Genomic DNA, 17,668 nt, shown 5'->3' on the forward strand with positions numbered 1-17,668 from the left:
CCTGATGCCTAACGCTCAATATACGGCAACAAGCCGCCTTTCCCACCCTATTACTTCTACCAATTTGTAACGTAGCACTAATAAGCCACAGTAAATCAGAGCATTAGCGAATGATTCATTATGACACTTGTAGCATTGTGCAGCAAATTGCCGTCTATCATCCATATGACGGCATAGACTGCCTTAACCTATGACCTACACATGAAGATTCAATCTCCCTTCATGGAAAAATCGCTGATTTTGTATTTGCTCCAAGCTCACTTACAAACGAGCATGGGCTCCACAAACACAGTTAGCGAGCCCCAAGTTGCTATGGGTTACATAGATAAGAAAATGTAGGTAAAACCACTTCACTGTAATTTTTTAGGTTGGATTCCGCTGACAAGCATTGGGGCATTTCCGATTTAAAATACCAGTGCACGAAAGAGCAAGTCCAAGACATACCAACAAGGACTAAAGTAAGTGTGATTTATAACGACTGCGCTGGGAACAAATTCTTTTGGTGTGTGGCGACGTCTACGATCTGAGTATTGAACCACGTAAAAATCTAGAGGAGGGGAACGTAAGGATAAGATAACCCACTCTGAATGATAAGAATATCAACGAATTAACAGCGCCCTAGCTCGATGCGTAGCATCACTATCTTGAACTGTAGAACCATCAAGAAAAAACCATTCAAAATGAGCCTAAGAACTTAGCGGTAGAGTTTTTCAGGACACTTCCGAAGTATTCTCGTGACGTAGTCTTGGAATGCACGATTATTAGCGTAATAGAGCATTTATTTTAAAACACCAATCTAGAAAAGGATATTGAATATGAATCCGGCCTTATCATTGAATTGCTCCTCCAATGCGAGTAAGAGTGAAAGTAACATAAGTTCGCCTAATCAACCAAATGGAAGAGACCTATGGGAGATATTAAAAGGAAAGCAACAAGTGAGTACGATGTGTGAACGTTTGTGGCACGATTGTGATAAAGAGACTAAGTATCAGTTGGTTGAGCAGCATATTAGATGCTATCCAGAGCGTAAGTTTAGTATCTCAGAAAAAAATGGAGACGAAACGATAAAAAAAGAATGGTTTCAGCATGTGAAAGATAAGGTGCTGGTAGAGCCAGTTGAGTCAGGGGTTAGCTCATTCTTCTCTATGGTTTATAGCTATGGGAAACCGATTATCGGTGTTATTAATCCACTGGGAACAACGTTCGAAAGTAAAGATTACGAGAACAAAAAGAAAACAGTGATTTATGAAAAGATAGATGCATTAGTGGATGATGAAATACGTCGTACTGGAAGAAGCATTCCAACTACATCCCAAATTGATGAGCTATTTAATCGGTTTATGTATTGTGGTGCTTATCGCTTCAAAGAAGAAGCTCCAATCCAGCAGTGTGTATCCAAAGCAGACAAATTGAAACTTGAAAAGTTGCTGACAGATCTTGGAATAAACAAATAGTCTTAGTTATGCACAAGTCGTGGATATTGTTATGAAGGAAAGTACGAGTGGCCCTGCGGCTCATTTTCTTTTGATCCTAAAGCCATCTCTGCCTCAGTTGGTGAATTCACTTTGTTTGGGAGGGGAAACTCTCTATTTGGTGAAACCTGGGAGATGGAAACATCTCAAAGTCAGGGTGCCCTCTTTTCAGTATCGACGACTCGCTCGAAAGCAAAGAGACTTAACCTTCACAGTGTGCTGACAATTCTGCATTACCCTAATGATCATGCACTTGCGATCACTCAGACAACTTTTCTCTCGGAATGGCACCTGGGCCATTTTTTATTGAACAATGCAGTCCCTTGATAAGATCCCTACCTTGTAATCCATTGTGTAAGTGCGAACTTATCGTGAAGCGCAATCATCAATTGTTCAGACTCTAGAGTGTTTTCTTTTCAAACTAGTTACATAAGTTTGACCACCAGTTATTTCATCTACTATTACTTGTCTATTGAGGGAATCAAAGTGATAGCACATGGATCTTAAAAAGAAACTATTTTTAGTGGCAGTTGCACTGATTAGCTATTCATCTAGTGTACGTGCAGATGAGTACACCTTTGCTTCAATAGCAAACCTTCCTGAACAGATGATTAGTACTAAAATTATGACTGAAATCTATGGTCAACTTGGTTATTACATAGAGGTGACTCCTTTACCTGGGTTGAGAGCTCAAAGTGCTGCCAATTCAGGCAAGGTGGTCGGTGAAGTTGCTCGGATCTGGGGGTATGGCGATCAAACGCCCAATGTTGTTCGTGTTCCAACCGCCTATTATTCTCTTAAAACAGTAGGGTACGCTCTGAGCAACAGTGGAATAAAGGTACATAATAAAGAAGAGTTAAGCCAGTATAAAGTGGTCATTATTCGAGGGGTTAAGCATACCGCTGAAATCACCCAAGACATGGAAAAGAGCAATATCGAAATTGTCGATAGCCCTGAGAGTATGATGCAATCTGTGTCTAATGGGCAAGCGCAAATTGCACTAACAAACCCTCTACTTGGCAGCATACTTGTTAAACAATTAGGTGAGAATAAGATGGAGCAAGTTGGCCCTTCTCTTGCTCAGCTCGGACTCTATCATTATATCCACAAAGATCATGCTGAACTGGTTCCGATCATTAACAAAAAAATTATTGCGTTAAGAGACAGCGGTGAGCTGGACGCCATGATAGCAAAATATGAAGCAGAGGTGCTCAGCAGTTGGCCAGAGTGATCTTGCGCTAATGTAGACGGTAAACGAAAAAGCCCTAGTCTTTCGACTAGGGCTTAGAATGTGGCGGAGAGATAGGGATTTGAACCCTAGATACGCTATTAACGTATGCCGGTTTTCAAGACCGGTGCTTTCAACCACTCAGCCATCTCTCCGCTGTTGAAGCGCATAATATAGGGGTTGTGATTTTTTGTAAACCCCTAATTTCATTGAATGCTTTAATTATGAGCAGAATGTACATTCAATCGCTTATAAATTACTTAATTAGCCCAAATAGGAGGTGAAGAGTGCAGCCAAAATGCTGCACACTTAGCGTTTAAGAGGAGGTGCTTGGCGTCATTGATGGCGTTTTGTACTTTTGATGACTGTATATCACTAAGCCAAACAATACCGCTGCACTCATGATTTTTATCACTAGCGAGACCTGCGGCCAAACGAGTATCAGTCCGAGGGCGAGCAAAATTACTCGATGCAGCCCTTTTATCTCACCTTCTAAATAGCCTTCGAGTGCACCAACAAAAGCATAGGTACCCAGTATGGCAAATACGCCAGCTTGTATGACAGACACAGGGTCCCAGCTCACTATGTTGGTATAAGCAATCAGAAGCGGCACTAGATACAAACCTTTGGCTACTTTCCAAGCTGTAAAGCCTGTTCGCATTGGGGGAGTGCGAGCAATGGTTGCAGCGGCAAAAGCGGTTAAACATACAGGTGGCGTGACATTACTGTCTTGTGATAGCCAGAAAATGATCAGGTGAGCAGAAAGTAGTGCCAGCGTAATAGTTTCGATGCCAAGGCTCTGCTCATACAAGGTTTGCATAAAGTCAGCTGGAACTTGCGCAATTAAGCTCTGCGCCATTTCAAGTGACATCGGAGCGCTGAGTAAAGTGACTTTATCCGGAGCGCTGAGCATAAAGATGGTGCTGGCTTGCTGCGGCAACTGTCCTGAGACCATCAGTTCTAAAAGCTGCTTCTCCGCGAGGAGTTGGTAAAGCGCAGGAGCTGAAAGTGTTCCGAGCACGATATAAGAGGCAGTGACGGGCAGTCCCATGCCTAAAATCAGTGATGCGAGAGCGATTAAAGTAATCATCACGAGTAAATCGCCGCTGGCCCATTGCTGGATCATCAGCGAAAACGTATTACCTATACCCGTTGTACTTATTACGTTAACGACTAAGCCAATGCCGGTTAGCAACACAGCCGTCGTCGCCATATTTTTCGCACCTTGTGCCAGCGCCTCGAATATAGCTTTTGGTCCCATTTTGTGGTGTTTGGACAACCAAGAAGAAACAATCACGGATACTATCGCAAGCCCTGCGGCGTAGGTTGGCGTAAAGCCCTGAATAAGCAAGACGACCAGTACCACAAGTGGGATAAGGTTGTGCCAGCCAGACAAGAGAACCTGCATAAATGGCTTGCTTTCTGTCGATGTATTTTGCACGCCGCTGCGTTTTGCTTCAATGCGAACAAAAAAAGCGACGGAACAAAAATAAATCACCGCTGGTAGAAGTGATACAAGAATGATATCTCCGTAGGGTACTTGCGTGTAAGAAGCAATAATAAAAGCGCCAGCGCCCATGACAGGAGGCATAAGCTGGCCTCCTGTGGAGGCGGCGGCTTCTACGCCAGCGGCAAACCGAGCGGGAAAGCCTGCTTTTTTCATCAAAGGAATGGTAATAACCCCAGTGGATACTGTGTTGGCGACACTTGAGCCAGACACTGAACCCATTAAGCTTGAGCCCAGTACAGCTACAAAACCTGGGCCGCCTATGATTTTTCCAGCAGCAGCTTTAGCCACGTCAATGATGTAATCGCCGACCCCAGAGCGGACCAAAAATGCGCCAAATAAGATGAACATAAACACAAATGACCAACTGATGCGCGAAATCGGGCCAAACATACCTTCTGATGAATAGAAGCTGCGATAAAGCAGAGTTTCAGCGCTAAGCCCCGGGAAGTGGAATAAACCTGTCGCCCAGTCTCCCCACCAAACCACATAGCTCAAACATAGGATGATCAAAACGGGAATAAACCATCCCATAGTTCGGCGTATCAGCTCAGTGATAATCGCGATTGCCAGTAGTGAAAATACCCAGTCGCTGGTGACAAACTGCATCCCTCTTTCATAGAGCTTGTCTTCGCCAAAAGGAAGATAAAGTACACAGCTCACTATGGCCGCAATAAGAAGCACATCAATCCAAAGCGCAGTCTTACTCTGCTTGAGAGAAGGATGAGCGGGGTAGAGCAGAGTACATATTATCGCAAAGCCACCGAAGTGAATGGCTGAAGTCCATAGTTCAGGTAGGCTTGCCGTAAGGTTAAACCAAATGTGGGCTAAGGATAGCGCCACACAAAATAAGGTTATGCACTTACCCACCATGGGTAAGTGGCTGCGGGTGGAAAGTTCAAACTTTTGCAGCTCTTGCTGCATTGAATTATTGGTGTCCATATTCGCCTCGCTTGGGAATAACCAAAAAGGGCTTAACGAACAATAAGTTCAGGTGATAGTTCTATACCCATTTCACGGTAGTAACGAGCGGCACCAGGGTGCAAAGGAACAGGTAAACCAGAGGCGCCTCTTTCCAGTGCCATTACTTTCGTCGCTTTATGAATGCCTTGTAGGAAAGGGAGATTTTCATAAATCGCTTTGGTTAACTGATAAACATCTTCTTCGGAAACATCTTCGCGCACAGCTAAAAAGTTAGGCTGTGCAATGGTTGTGATGACCTTATTGACACCCGGATAAGTGTTGGCAGGAATGTCGTATTTTGACCAAATATTGTATTGCTTATTGGCTTGTTGGATTTGCTCATCGGTAAAGGATAAAATTTGGATGTCGTTACCCAGCGCAGCAAAGGCTTGAGTTACGGCGCCAACAGGGACGCCCGCTGGCGTGTTCATTCCATCAATTGTGCCATTTTGTAGTGCGCTGGCACTGCCACCATAGCCCATGTAAGCAAGTTTAAATTTTTCAGGGTCAATCGCTAGGCTTTGCATGATTTGTCGGCCGGAGTTTTCCGTACCTGAGCTTTTTTTGCCAATCGAGAACTTTTTATCTTTTAACTTTTCCAGATCTGCCATTGTGCCTGTTGGGGCAAGATCGGACCGAACGATAAAATGTTCAACGTTTTGCCATAACATGGAAACCGAGCGCAGCTGAGTTTGGCTTCCCGCGTTTTCATAAGGTCCTTTGCCTTGCCATGCCCAAGCGCCATAAAGTCCCTGAAGAATTGCAAATTGAGCTTGATTATCATTGAGCAATTTGATGTTTTCACCAGAGCCTGCTGAGCTAATCGCTGCTAGAGAGAAGTGTTGCTTTGGGGCAAGTTTGACTTTACTTAAGGTCGCTAGGGCAACACCAACAGGATAGTAAGTGCCTCCTGTGGATGCGGTAGCAAGAATATAACTGCGGTCATTGGCAAGAGTTGGCTGACTAAGGCCAAAGACTCCTAGGATAATTGCTGTGGTTTTGAGTATGTGTTTCAACATTATGGTCATGCTCCGTATGATTATAATTATCGAAATCAGGGTAGAGCAAACACAATGCCAACTCTTAAAGCTTTGTATTTATGATGTTTTTGTATTTTCAGTCACTAAAATGAGCCATTTGTTGCTTGTTTGTTAATTTACTATAAGCAAAAAATGGCTTATCAGTTCGGATAGCCTATGCTGACTAAATAGCCTTTGAGGTTCCATCCAATCTATTTGTCTAATAGTTAAGATGAATAGATAAGCCATTTTATGCCGATAGTATCATCGCCAATGAAATGGCCTAGTTTAGTCAATATAATCACTTCGACTTAATGCGTATTTGAGCATTTTCTGATTGAGTGTGCGTCTGGGTAAATCCAATTCTTGCATTACATCACTAATGCATCCATGGTGACGGTTAAGACACTCATGCAGCACCTTTTTCTCGAAACTCTGCATTTGAATTGCAAGTGATACCCCTTGCTGCTTGGTTGGGTTTGGTGTTGTAGGTTGGCTGGATAAAATCTCACCAACGGTCACTGAGTCATCGAGTGCGAAGCGCATTGCGACATTGCGCAGTTCACGAACATTTCCCGGCCAGTGGTAGCTCAACAGGGCATCTTGGTCTGCGCGACTTGCCCGCCGAGTGTTGGAATTAGCTTGCTGGGTAAAGTGATCAAAAAGTAGCAGCGCATCTTCCTCTCGCTCTTTGAGCGGCGGCAAATAAAGCTGAGCGACGTTAAGTCGATAAAATAAGTCTTGGCGAAATTCGGGGTGATTAAGTAGAGGGCTTTTTGCAGCTGAAATAATGCGTAAATTCACGTGATGTGACTGATTACTTCCCACGCGCTCGACAGTATTTTCTTGAATAACTCGCAGCACTTTTACTTGCATTGCGGCTGGCATACTTTCTATTTCATCAAAAAACAAAGTGCCTTTATCGGCGAACTCCAGTTTGCCGACTCTTTTTTTCGCTGCACCAGTAAAAGCGCCGATTTCGTGGCCAAATAACTCACTTTCAAACAGAGTTTCAGGGATAGCCCCACAGTTGACGGGGACGAAAGCATGTTTGCTGCGAAGGCTATACTGATGAAGACATTGAGCAACCACTTCTTTTCCACATCCTGTATCGCCGTATATGATGACATGGGTATCTATGTTGGCTACCTTGTGAATTTGTTCACGAAGCTCTTTCATTACCGCACTTTGGCCAATAAGCGTTTGCTCCATGCCTTGTAGGTTTTTTAGGTAGTGTTGTCGGCTTTTCCAGTGCTTTGAACTTTGATAGTGAGCAATAGCTTGTGAAATAGTGTCGGATAAACGCTCTGGTTCAAAAGGTTTTTCGATAAAATCAAACGCCCCTTTTTGCAGCGCTTTCACGGCCATATCCACATCTCCATGACCAGTAATTAATACAATAGGAATCGATGGGTTGACGGCTTTAACCTGTTGCATCAAATCTAATCCGCTTTGCCCCGGCAAGCGCACATCACTGACGATGGCGCAGAACGAGTTGTCCTTAATGCTACCTAAGGCCGTCTCTGCGGTTTCAAAACTCTGTACATCAAATCCTGCTAAGTCCAACCACTGCTGCGTGGTGTGACGAACGACAGGATCGTCTTCAATTAAGGCGATTTTTTGTTCGGTGACGACTTCCATATTGTCCACTACTGACTTTTTTCTTCACGTTAAGCAAATCTATCGATAACGAAAAGGGCAGATATCGCATTTTAGGCAATCTCTTTAAAGAACAGCACTGTCAAGAAAAGCATTGAAGCCATTAGTCGAGCAAAACGTAAATGGAACACAGATAAAAATATTTGATAATAAACACACTATAAGGTGCTGATACACCAATGCTGACTTTGAAATAGATTACCCTAGCATGATGGCTTCATGGACTGAAAAAAAGGAATGGGCTTAATGTATGGTCGGAGGCTTTTGGTTGCAGTGATCTTAGTCGGCGTGTTAATGGGGTTGATGCAGACGCTAAGTCAAAAAATTATCTATCAATGGAAAATAGAAACCACACAGAGAAACGCTGAAGACCGTTTTCTTGGTTACATAAAAAGTGTTCGCCGAACTTTGCAGCGTTTTGACTATCTACCATTTTTAGTCACTAAAGATGATACAAGCGTAAAGTATTTAAAAGGCCAAGAAGAGCGATACCAAGAGTTGCAAGCACAGTTAATAACGCTTGATAAAGCCGCAAACACGAGAGGCTGGTACCTCCTTAATACCAAGGGTCAAATAAAGCTCTCAAGTGTTGATAATCAGAGATTGGGAAGTCATATCACCAAGCAAATAACAGAAAAAGTATTGCTTAATAGTGGTGCGGTATCTCATGTCGTAGGTAGCAGTGATTATTTGGTTGCGGCTCCACTTTATGATGGCAGTGAGATCATAGGTGTGATTGTGGTTCAAGCGGATTTGAATATGTTGATTGAGCAGTGGTTTTCAAAAGGAGAGGCTATTTTGGCTCACCAAGCTTCAAGCTCTCTTTTTCTCTCCAGTGATACGCTTTTTTCTTCCTCTTGGTTCGAAGGCTACTTTACTCATGGATCGTTTAGTGAATATCAGACCTTGTACGATGGAACACGGATAGAAATGTGGCAGATAAAGGCTGAGCGGTATTTAGTGCAGAGCGTCCTCTTGGATGACTTAGATTGGCGACTGGTTTATCTAACACCTTTAGCTTCTCTAAATCAAACGGTACTTTGGACAAGTTGGAGCTCAGTTTTTATTGGTCTGATGATTTTTTTGCTGGTGGTTGTCTCGCGTCAACGCAAACAAAAAATTGCGGCCTACCAAAAAATGCAAGAATGGATCAAAGCCTCTGAGCACAGGTTAAGTCAGATGATCAATAAAACCCATGTTGGTTTGATACTGGCAGATAGCCAAGGCCAGATTAAAGTGATGAATCCTATGGCAAAGCGCTATTTTAGTTTGTCTGAATCCATGATCCGAAATATACGTGTCTGGCAACTGTTTGAAAATGGCAGCTCGGATACGACCATACTGAGTTTACTAAAGAATTTAAACACTCTGTCTTATTTGATTGACCTTAACCAAGTAGAGACCTTAGGCCAACGGAGTGATGGTAGTCTATTTCCGGTTATTTTGTCGGTCAATGCCCTTTCATGGAGTGATGAGCGATTGTATTTATGTACGATTATTGACATCAGCAAGCGCAAACGGGCAGAACTGGCCCTAAAACAAACTAATCAATTATTGCAGTACAAGGTCGAAGAGCGAACTTTGGAGCTTGAGAGCGCTCATCAAGAACTCGTCGAGTCGAGTAAAATGGCGGCGTTGGGTAGAATGTCCAGTGCGATTGTGCATGAATTAAATCAGCCGCTGACCGGGATGAAAACCTTGTTCTCAACCAATAAGCTGCTACTTGAAAAAGGTGCGATCGACCAAGTTAAAGACAATACAGTGTTAGCTGTCACCCTGATTGAACGCATGATTTCCATGACTCGCCAGCTTAAATCATTTGCCTTTCAGCGCTTAGAAGCCCCTTCTTCAGTGAACTTTCGCGATGCTTTGCATGAGGTCTTAACGATTTTTCAACTAAAGCTTGAGCATGTTGAATTTAATATTGATATAGAGGCTGGAGTGAATAGTGTTTTAGGAGAAGAAGCTCGCTTGCGACAGGTATTGGGAAATCTATTGTCTAATGCTATAGATGCGGTTGCAGACGTAAAAAGCCCAAGTATTTCTATCCAAGTTATCGACCGAATAGACCAAGTGGAATTTAAAATCAGTGATAATGGTGTAGGTGTTGATGACGATAAGCTGGAATCTATTTTCGAGCCTTTTTACACCACGAAAAAGATAGGGGAAGGGCTTGGCTTAGGCCTTGCTATATCAGCCAATAATACTCGTGATATGCAAGGTAAGTTAACCGCTAGTCATAATTATCCAAGCGGGATGGTATTTATCTTAACGATGAGTAAAAGCGATAAATAATATTATGTATTTCAGATAGCAAAAAAGAGAGCCTAAGCTCTCTTTTTCTAGGCGTATGGTCGGACTGAGAGGATTTGAACCTCCGACCCCCGACACCCCATGACGGTGCGCTACCAAGCTGCGCTACAGTCCGATGCGAGTAATGTACCTATTTTTTTTCTTTAGGTCAAATACTAAGATAAGAATTTAGTTACTTTTCGCATAAAAACGCTGTAATTCAGTTAAACCCTGCATTAGTACCGGTAAAGTAGGGTTTTTATCTTGCAACCTTTGGTAGTTTCCATCGTACAGCTTGTAGTTACCGAACTTGTCGATTACCGTTGTATCTTTGTTGGTTATTAGGGCTAGCTCTCGAGTGCCGCCAGCAAGAATCCATTTTCTAGGGCTTTCATCGAATAAACTTTGTCCACTGCTAAAATCAGAAGGATTGGAGGATATGCCCAGTAAATCCTGTAATAGGGTCACGGACAAATCGAGGTGGCTTGTTCTGTGATCATAAATCGCTGGTACTTTACCTGGCCAGTGGATAACCATAGGCACTTGGAGTTGGTAACGGCTGTAATTACTATTCGAACCCCAGCTGTTGGTTTTTGTTTCGTTAAACTCAGTACCGTGATTAGAGGTTAAAATCACCACTGTCGAGTCGCTGATACCGAGTTGCTCTATTTTATCAAATAAAACGCCGAGCTCTTCATCAGCATGGGTGACAGAGGCGTGATATCCGTTTTGCAGTTTATCGATCGTTGAATGGTTACCTTTGTCATCATAAGCGCTGAAGTTGTCAACCGTAGTCAGCTCGATAAAGCTGAACCAAGGGGACTTCTTGCGCTGCTCTACCCAATTTGCCCAAGCATTGATTGCTTGTGTATCGGGGGAGCTTGCATCATTAAATGCGATGCCTGTGAAATTGAGGCCACGGAAAATAGTTTCGCCGTACAGAGCGTCATCAAAGTTATCTCCGCTAAATAGTCCGAAGCTGTAGTCTTTATCTAGCAGGGTATCAAGAAGAATAGGTCGAGAACCTTGCATTTTGATGCTGCTTACATAGCTACTTGGCAGTCCATAAAAGAGACCAAACACACCGAAAGTATCGTTGCTTGAGCTGTAATGATTGGTGAAAGACAGATTTTGCTCAGCAAAGTTTGCCGCATTAGGCATCCACTCTGATGTCATCACATCGCTGCGTAAATTATTGACGCTCACAATCAAAACGTTCAGAGAGTTTGCTCTGCGGCTAAACTCTAGTTTTTCCAACGGGTAACGTACTAACTCAGCATGAGCTTGATTTTCTCTCAAGCGCTGTAAATACTCTTCGCGGTCAAGCAAGCCATGACGTTCCATAAAGGACTTAGCCGTCATTGGATAGGAAAGAGGGAAGTTCGCTTTCTGTGCGGTTATCGGATTGTAGAAGTACGCATCCGCCCAGACATAGATGAGATGGCTAGTGATGAAACTAACGAAAAACAGCACCGCAATAGGGCGGCCAATATGCTTGTGTGATAGTCTGCGCTGTTTTCTCCACACCCACTCCGATAACGCCAGTTGCAGAAGGAAGATCAGTGGTAACACCACGAATAGATGCTGCAAATCAATATTTACCGAACTGCCTTCTTCGTTGAGTAACACTTCCCAAACCACTGGGGTCAGATGGAGATTTATCTTTTGGTAAGCTTGCGTATCCACAAGCAATACTGTTAGCCCAAAAGTGGCAAAACATACGGCGACTAATCGAAACAGTTTTCGAGAGGGAATCAAAAAGGTGAGTGGGAATAGAACCAACAGATAAAGCGCAAACACAAGAAAGCCAAAATGGCCTACCCATGATATTGCGAGATAAAATTGACCGAGTAAAGTTTCTGGCCAAGGAGATTCAGTGATATAACGGGTGCCAATGAGCATGGCTGCAATGATATTGAAAAAGGCAAACCAATGCCCCCAACCAACCAGACGCGAAACGCGTTCACCGTATGTGTTTCCGTTATCTACCATGTAATGTTCTATTGTCCGTTTGTTATTCTAGTGAGTGTTTTCTTCAATAGAAGACAACAGTGCCTGAGCAAATTTTTCAGCAAGCGCTTTTCTTTGTGAAGTATTAACGTTTTGATTTAAGACATTGGTAGCGATATTACCTGCAATCATTAAAGATAGCTCAGGCCCAGCCCCGTGTTTGTCAAGAACAGCAGCTACCTCTGATAAGATAGTTTCTACTTTGTCATCGCTGTATTTAGATGTGATCGGCATAAAGACTCTAGTGGTGATAGTAAAGCGACTTATGATAACCTACAATGCCCCGCAACTGAAACCTACACGACGATAAAAATTTATCATGAGCCTTCATCTTTCAAATGTAATTTTGCATCAGTTAAGAAAAAATGACTCTGACGAGCTTATTGTTAACTTTAGAACGGAATGTCTAGAAAACGACACGTCCACTGAAAATTTAGTGGCTGAGCTTCACAGAGTCTTCAATTCCAAAGTAGGCAAAGGCTTTGGTAGTTTTAAATCTGACAGTGAATTTCAAATCTGGTTGCATGAACTTCGCAAAGGTGGAAAGAACTTCTATGATTTTTCGCAACTTAGTGCAAATCGTCTCAAAAATGAGTTGAGCAAATACCCCTTTGCAGATGAAGGAATCTTAGTGATTGCTGAATATCAGTCGCTGGCAACCGATTATTTGTTTGTCGCTATTGTGCCATCCAACCAGAGCCTAAAAGTAACAGAGGGTCTTGATATTAGCGCGACGGATTATTTGGATCTTAGCAAAATGGATATAGCGGCACGTATTGATTTGACCAGTTACGAGACGGATAAAGAGTCTAACCGTTACTTGGCTTATATAAAAGGGCGCGTAGGCCGTAAAGTGGCTGACTTTTTCTTAGATTTTTTACAAGCAGAAGTTGGGCTAGATACCAAACAGCAAAATCAAGTTTTGATGCAAGCAGTTGATGACTTTTGCACTGACTCAAAGCTAGAAAAAGAAGAAATGATCAGTTACAAAAAACAAGTGGCTGATTATTGCAATGAGCAGATTAAAACGGGTGACGAAGTTCAAGTTCGAGAATTATCTGAAGAATTACCCCCGACCCATGAAGGCACCAGCTTTTTAGATTTTACCCAAGAGAGAGGGTATGAGTTAGAAGACAGCTTCCCGGGCGATCGAACGGCGGTTCGAAAGCTAACAAAATATGTTGGGGCAGGCGGTGGGCTTAATATGAGCTTTGACAGTATGCTACTCGGTGAGCGTATATTTTACGACCCAGAAACCGATACTCTAACTATTAAAGGGACGCCGCCAAACTTGCGTGACCAATTAACCAGAAATCAAGGTTAAGCAAGTTACCCTTTTCAGCTGCAGGCAGCCGCTATAATATCGAGGATGTGGTGCTGCCAGATGGGACCAAATTCTCACCTATGACATTACCTGAGTATCTGCCGCCAGCGGCCGAGCCTGATTTGCTTGTGCAGGCGATGAGCGGGTTTGACGCTTCTTACAATGAGATAGCAAACTCCCCTCTCAGTAGTATAAACACCGCTGAAAGCTTGCTAGTGAGTGCACCTCAAAGGGCGGTTGCCTAACTTTCTTCAAGTGTTAATCGGGGCCACAGTAAGATGTGGCCTTTATTATGGGTGGTTAAATACCTTGAACTCTATGATGAAAGTCGGACTAGGTCGAAGAAATCATGACTTTGGGCTACTATTCTTGCTCATTGCATATATGCTTGTAATTACGCAGTTTATTCGAAGAAGAGCAGGGTATGGAAGGTAAGGCGCTCAAGTTAGCTTGGTTGGTTGTGGCGATCTGGGTTTTAGGTATTGCAACGTTAATGTTCGCTTATCGTTCAAGTGTGACAACAATGAATCAGGTCAGCGAGCTAAGCAATAGTATTGATGATCTCAAGTATTCTATGTTCCAAGAGCCTTCTTATCGAGCAAGTCAGACTGGAGAGCAAGCCCTTAAACTGCAATTGATTCACGCTTTGCGCTTGCAGATGGCGGCGACTTACGAGCAAAATTGGTTAACCCTTGATATGGGGCAACTGCTTTACACTACCGACCAATTTATAGAGCAGATGAAGACGTTTTTGAATAATGAACTTGAGCTGATTGCGCTGGTTGACCAGATCCAAGCTCTTCGTGCCAAATACCAAAAAGATTCCAAACTATCGAATTATTACGCGAAAGTCGGAACGAATGTATTGGCTGCGCTGTTTAGTTCTAGTGAATCAAATCCCAAAGTGTTTAGGGAGCTTGACCAACTCTATGTGCAATCAGAAAAGCTACCTGCACTTCAGAAAAAGCATTTACAGCATATGCTATCGAAAACATCGTCATTGTTAGGTACCTACGCCCAAGGTAATTATGTGATTGAAAAAATCATGAATAATTCAATTTACTCGCAGATTGCCTTGGTAGAACGTGAGTTTCATGATCAGAAAAATCAGCTGGTTATCGGTGGTTTAGTGCTCAGTGGACTGTGTTTACTAGCCTTGTTCGGTGTCAGCTATCGTGTGTCTTCAGTTCAGCCAATACCAAATCAACCCGTTGGCGCAAAGCAAGAGCCGGTACAAACAGACGATCAACGGACCGAAACCCCAAAAGCGGAAATTATAAACCAGAACAAGGCATTGGCTATGGGCAATGATGAAAAGGGAAATAATGAGCCCGAAATTGATTTAAAATCCATGTTGGAATCACTTGGCGATGATCATGAGTCGGTGTGTATGTTGTTGCAAGTATTTGTTGATGATCACACTGGTGATACAGAAAAAATTGCCGAGTTATTGCATGACTCACCAGAAGATGCATTACGCAAAGCGCACAGTCTCAAAGGGGTGGGTGGTAACCTTGGTGCCAAGAAGCTACAAGAGGCAGCAGGTAATGTCGAGCAAGCCCTCAAAGACGGCTCCGGTTCAGTTACTGAACTTCTTGCTGAGCTTAAAATTCGGTTGGATAAAGCCATCGATGAAGCGCATGAATTTCTCAATCAGCAACAAAATGGCGGTTAGCGAGAGCTAGTCTAGCTTTTCTCCAATACAATAGTGAAATCACCTGTCGAATAGTCATCAATCACCCTTACCTTGGGCGTGAGTGTGTGGCAAAAGGAGAGTACGTCGTTTTTGTCATACGCTTTGAGCAAGGTTGGTTTGAGAAATACATCCTTATTGAGCAAGTTAAAGATGACGACTTCTTTGGCCGCTGCATACATACGGGTAATCATACGCTCTAGGTAATCAGTTTGACGCGACTGATAGTTAAGTGAGCCACTGGCGATAATAATATCAAGCTCGGGCAATGGTGTACGGCTAATATCAGCGAGCCTAAAACGACACTGAACTGAGCCAATGCGCTTTTTGGCTCGTTTTAGAAATGGCCAATGTTGGTCAATGCCTAGGTAAAAAGCTAAGTGTTTATCTTGGCTGAGGTAGTCATACAGCTCACCTAATCCACATCCCAAATCCAACACTCGCTTATTTGAGAAATCGGCGCTGTTGGCGATGGCTTTAAATCGTATTATCTGTTCCTTCTCGCTCGACCAGCCCTGCATTTTATAATTTAAGCTGCGCCCATTTAGGCTTTTATTACGATGAAATAAATACACGTTTAATCGGTCGAGAATATGCATGATGGCCTTATTTGAATGTCAGAACATAGTCGTTATGCACAAATATGGTGCGAGAAAGACGCACTCTATAAGACTATATCATGTTGGTAGATGATTGAAATTATTTAATAAGCTGAGTGGATAAAAAAGGGGGAAGTTAAAGAACCAGATAAATGCATAATAGCACTTATCTGGTTAACGGGTGTTAAGCGCTTTGTTTAACTAATTCGGCGTTGTCATTGGTGTGGTTAGCTGTCGCGGTGGGATCATATTTATCAATAAACCAGCCCATGTAAGAGGTCACAATGGTAACCAAAATACACACAAAGCTTAGCCACATGAATGGAGCATATGATAGGGTCGCGACGCCAAGGATACTGGCCATGTAGATACCGTTGTCACTCCAAGGCACCATACCAGAGGTCAGCGTGCCACCAAATTCGGCGTTTCTGGATAGATTTTTACGTTTGAATCCTAGGCGGTCATAGTTTTTGGCACAAATTTTCGGTGTTAAGATCAAAGAAACATACATAGCTGAGCCAAATACGTTACCAAGGAAGGCCGTTCCTATTGTGCTGGTTGCTAGTGAACCTGCGCTTTGTACTCGGCGCTCGAAAAGCTTAGCGATTGTTTCTAGTATACCGACTTTATCCAGCAAGCCACCAAAGCCGAGACCAAAAACAATCACAGCCACAGAGCCAAGCATAGAAGACATGCCGCCTCTGTTTAAGATGGAATCAATGAAATCGACACCAGATTCAATGTGGAAAGGGGCCCACGCAGTATTAAAGGCTTGTAAGAAGTCTACATCTTGGATCATGACAGCCCAAACTATCCCAAGTAGAGAACCAAAACTGATCACTGGGAAAGAAGGCATACGCATGGCCAGTAAGCCAAGCACTATGGCAACAGGAACGAACGAATAAGGAGTAATGTAAAATTGATTATCCATTGCCTCAATAACAGACTGAACTTGCGTCATGTCTACATTACCGGCGTAGTGGAAACCAAATACAGTAAACATGATGCCAGTAATGATGTAGCTGATAAGCGCGATAGGCAGCATGCCTTTAATATGTTCCATCACTTCTACGTTCGACATGGATGAAGCTAAGATAACCGAATCTGACAATGGTGACATTTTATCGCCAAAGTAGCAGCCTGATAGAACAGCACCTGCGGTAATAGGCGCAGGAACACCTAAACCTTGACCTATACCCATCATAGCAATACCAGCGGTTCCTGCTGCGCCCCAAGATGTTCCAGTCGCTAATGCAGTTAGTGAACAGATCACCATAGTTGCTAGTAGGAATATAGAGGGATGAATTGCTTTAAGGCCATAATAGATAATGGTCGGGACAATACCACCCGAAATCCAAGTGCCGACCAAAGCACCCACTGCTAGAAGGATTAAGACAGCGCCAAGGCCATTGGAAATACCATTAAGTGCTGCTTTTTCAAGATCTTTGTACTGGTGACCGAGCCTTACGCCAAGCACCATGATCACGAACCAACCTATGTACAGTGCCAGCTGAATTGGCAAATCGAGTTGGGCTGTGAATGAAAAAGCCATCAGCAAGAATAGACCTAATGCAATGATCACTTGCATTAGACTGGGTAAGCGTGGAGTGAGTTGCGTCATGCAGATCCCTTATATGTGTTATATCTCATAGATTCCTCTTAATTTATTTAGGAACGCATTGAGAATACTTACTCATTTTTAGTAGACGAGCACTTTACATTAGCTAGAATAATATTTCGAATAAATACTACTCCGATGTGATTTAAATCTACCAAGGTATTTTAATTTGGTTAAATATATTGTAAATCCTTATTGTTTTTATTATTAAATGTAAATTTATTGTTTAAGTTTGGTTTTATTTTTGTTTATTTTGGCTGGGCTATGATTGCTTTCGCTTTTGG

Annotated in this window: 13 protein-coding genes and 2 tRNA genes; 6 read left to right on the top strand and 9 right to left on the bottom strand. The window is 42.9% G+C overall.

The genetic code is table 11. From position 1 onward, the window contains the following. Positions 1-815: 815 nt before the first annotated feature. Both FIV01_RS04965 and FIV01_RS04975 read left to right on the top strand, forming a co-directional pair. Complete coding sequence (locus FIV01_RS04965; RefSeq protein ID WP_152430006.1) at positions 816-1,454, top strand: hypothetical protein; 639 nt, start codon at positions 816-818, stop codon at positions 1,452-1,454. A 514-nt stretch (positions 1,455-1,968) separates the two neighbouring features. Beyond that, positions 1,969-2,703, top strand: a complete 735-nt coding sequence (locus FIV01_RS04975) for a substrate-binding periplasmic protein (RefSeq protein ID WP_152430007.1) — start codon at positions 1,969-1,971, stop codon at positions 2,701-2,703. A 61-nt stretch (positions 2,704-2,764) separates the two neighbouring features. Here the strand turns inward: FIV01_RS04975 and FIV01_RS04980 are convergent. From FIV01_RS04980 to FIV01_RS04995, 4 genes are all read right to left on the bottom strand, one after another. After that, positions 2,765-2,855 (bottom strand) — tRNA-Ser (locus FIV01_RS04980). A gap of 161 nt (positions 2,856-3,016) precedes the next feature. Then, entirely contained in the window at positions 3,017-5,149 is a 2,133-nt protein-coding gene (locus FIV01_RS04985) for a TRAP transporter permease (protein ID WP_246210425.1), read from the bottom strand. Positions 5,150-5,181: 32 nt separating this feature from the next. Beyond that, positions 5,182-6,198 carry a TAXI family TRAP transporter solute-binding subunit gene (locus FIV01_RS04990; RefSeq protein WP_425510243.1) on the bottom strand — a complete coding sequence of 339 codons (1,017 nt, stop codon included), beginning with the start codon at positions 6,196-6,198 and terminating at the stop codon, positions 5,182-5,184. A 279-nt stretch (positions 6,199-6,477) separates the two neighbouring features. Beyond that, positions 6,478-7,830 (bottom strand): sigma-54-dependent transcriptional regulator, encoded by a 1,353-nt coding sequence (locus FIV01_RS04995; protein ID WP_152431659.1) that lies wholly within the window; start codon positions 7,828-7,830, stop codon positions 6,478-6,480. A 264-nt stretch (positions 7,831-8,094) separates the two neighbouring features. On the opposite strand from FIV01_RS04995, the gene FIV01_RS05000 reads away from it, so the two are divergent. Continuing rightward, entirely contained in the window at positions 8,095-10,143 is a 2,049-nt protein-coding gene (locus FIV01_RS05000; protein WP_152430008.1) for an ATP-binding protein, read from the top strand. 56 nt (positions 10,144-10,199) lie between these two features. Here the strand turns inward: FIV01_RS05000 and FIV01_RS05005 are convergent. From FIV01_RS05005 to FIV01_RS05015, 3 genes are all read right to left on the bottom strand, one after another. Further along, positions 10,200-10,276, bottom strand: a tRNA-Pro gene (locus tag FIV01_RS05005). 53 nt (positions 10,277-10,329) lie between these two features. Then, complete coding sequence (locus FIV01_RS05010) at positions 10,330-12,132, bottom strand: DUF3413 domain-containing protein (RefSeq protein ID WP_152430009.1); 1,803 nt, start codon at positions 12,130-12,132, stop codon at positions 10,330-10,332. A gap of 27 nt (positions 12,133-12,159) precedes the next feature. Then, entirely contained in the window at positions 12,160-12,384 is a 225-nt protein-coding gene (locus FIV01_RS05015) for a YejL family protein (RefSeq protein ID WP_152430010.1), read from the bottom strand. An 85-nt stretch (positions 12,385-12,469) separates the two neighbouring features. Here FIV01_RS05015 and yejK point away from each other — a divergent pair, with 85 nt between their 5' ends. The 3 genes from yejK to FIV01_RS05030 all read left to right on the top strand — a co-directional run bounded on the left by yejK (position 12,470) and on the right by FIV01_RS05030 (position 15,149). Continuing rightward, positions 12,470-13,474: a nucleoid-associated protein YejK gene (gene yejK, locus FIV01_RS05020; protein WP_152430011.1), complete on the top strand. Its 1,005-nt coding sequence runs from the start codon at positions 12,470-12,472 to the stop codon at positions 13,472-13,474. 50 nt (positions 13,475-13,524) lie between these two features. Further along, positions 13,525-13,719, top strand: a complete 195-nt coding sequence (locus tag FIV01_RS05025) for a hypothetical protein (RefSeq protein WP_152430012.1) — start codon at positions 13,525-13,527, stop codon at positions 13,717-13,719. A 179-nt stretch (positions 13,720-13,898) separates the two neighbouring features. Beyond that, the gene (locus FIV01_RS05030) at positions 13,899-15,149 is read left to right on the top strand and encodes an Hpt domain-containing protein (RefSeq protein ID WP_152430013.1); all 1,251 of its coding nucleotides are present in this window, start codon (positions 13,899-13,901) and stop codon (positions 15,147-15,149) included. Positions 15,150-15,160: 11 nt separating this feature from the next. Here the strand turns inward: FIV01_RS05030 and FIV01_RS05035 are convergent, their stop codons facing one another. Both FIV01_RS05035 and nhaC read right to left on the bottom strand, forming a co-directional pair. Then, complete coding sequence (locus tag FIV01_RS05035; protein ID WP_246210426.1) at positions 15,161-15,766, bottom strand: class I SAM-dependent methyltransferase; 606 nt, start codon at positions 15,764-15,766, stop codon at positions 15,161-15,163. Positions 15,767-15,950: 184 nt separating this feature from the next. Then, positions 15,951-17,387 (bottom strand): Na+/H+ antiporter NhaC, encoded by a 1,437-nt coding sequence (nhaC, locus tag FIV01_RS05040; protein WP_152430014.1) that lies wholly within the window; start codon positions 17,385-17,387, stop codon positions 15,951-15,953. Positions 17,388-17,668 lie beyond the last annotated feature (281 nt).

The organism is Vibrio aquimaris, from assembly GCF_009363415.1.
In the GTDB taxonomy this organism is placed as follows: Bacteria; Pseudomonadota; Gammaproteobacteria; order Enterobacterales; family Vibrionaceae; genus Vibrio; species Vibrio aquimaris.

What these genes read in the sequence shown, in the direction of transcription:
- FIV01_RS04965 (WP_152430006.1), top strand. Translation starts at nt 816, where the DNA reads ATGAATCCGGCCTTATCATTGAATTGCTCCTCCAATGCGAGTAAGAGT.
- FIV01_RS04975 (WP_152430007.1), top strand. Translation starts at nt 1,969, where the DNA reads ATGGATCTTAAAAAGAAACTATTTTTAGTGGCAGTTGCACTGATTAGC.
- FIV01_RS04985 (WP_246210425.1), bottom strand. Translation starts at nt 5,149, where the DNA reads ATGGACACCAATAATTCAATGCAGCAAGAGCTGCAAAAGTTTGAACTT.
- FIV01_RS04990 (WP_425510243.1), bottom strand. Translation starts at nt 6,198, where the DNA reads ATGACCATAATGTTGAAACACATACTCAAAACCACAGCAATTATCCTA.
- FIV01_RS04995 (WP_152431659.1), bottom strand. Translation starts at nt 7,830, where the DNA reads ATGGAAGTCGTCACCGAACAAAAAATCGCCTTAATTGAAGACGATCCT.
- FIV01_RS05000 (WP_152430008.1), top strand. Translation starts at nt 8,095, where the DNA reads ATGTATGGTCGGAGGCTTTTGGTTGCAGTGATCTTAGTCGGCGTGTTA.
- FIV01_RS05010 (WP_152430009.1), bottom strand. Translation starts at nt 12,132, where the DNA reads ATGGTAGATAACGGAAACACATACGGTGAACGCGTTTCGCGTCTGGTT.
- FIV01_RS05015 (WP_152430010.1), bottom strand. Translation starts at nt 12,384, where the DNA reads ATGCCGATCACATCTAAATACAGCGATGACAAAGTAGAAACTATCTTA.
- yejK (WP_152430011.1), top strand. Translation starts at nt 12,470, where the DNA reads ATGAGCCTTCATCTTTCAAATGTAATTTTGCATCAGTTAAGAAAAAAT.
- FIV01_RS05030 (WP_152430013.1), top strand. Translation starts at nt 13,899, where the DNA reads ATGGAAGGTAAGGCGCTCAAGTTAGCTTGGTTGGTTGTGGCGATCTGG.
- FIV01_RS05035 (WP_246210426.1), bottom strand. Translation starts at nt 15,766, where the DNA reads ATGCATATTCTCGACCGATTAAACGTGTATTTATTTCATCGTAATAAA.
- nhaC (WP_152430014.1), bottom strand. Translation starts at nt 17,387, where the DNA reads ATGACGCAACTCACTCCACGCTTACCCAGTCTAATGCAAGTGATCATT.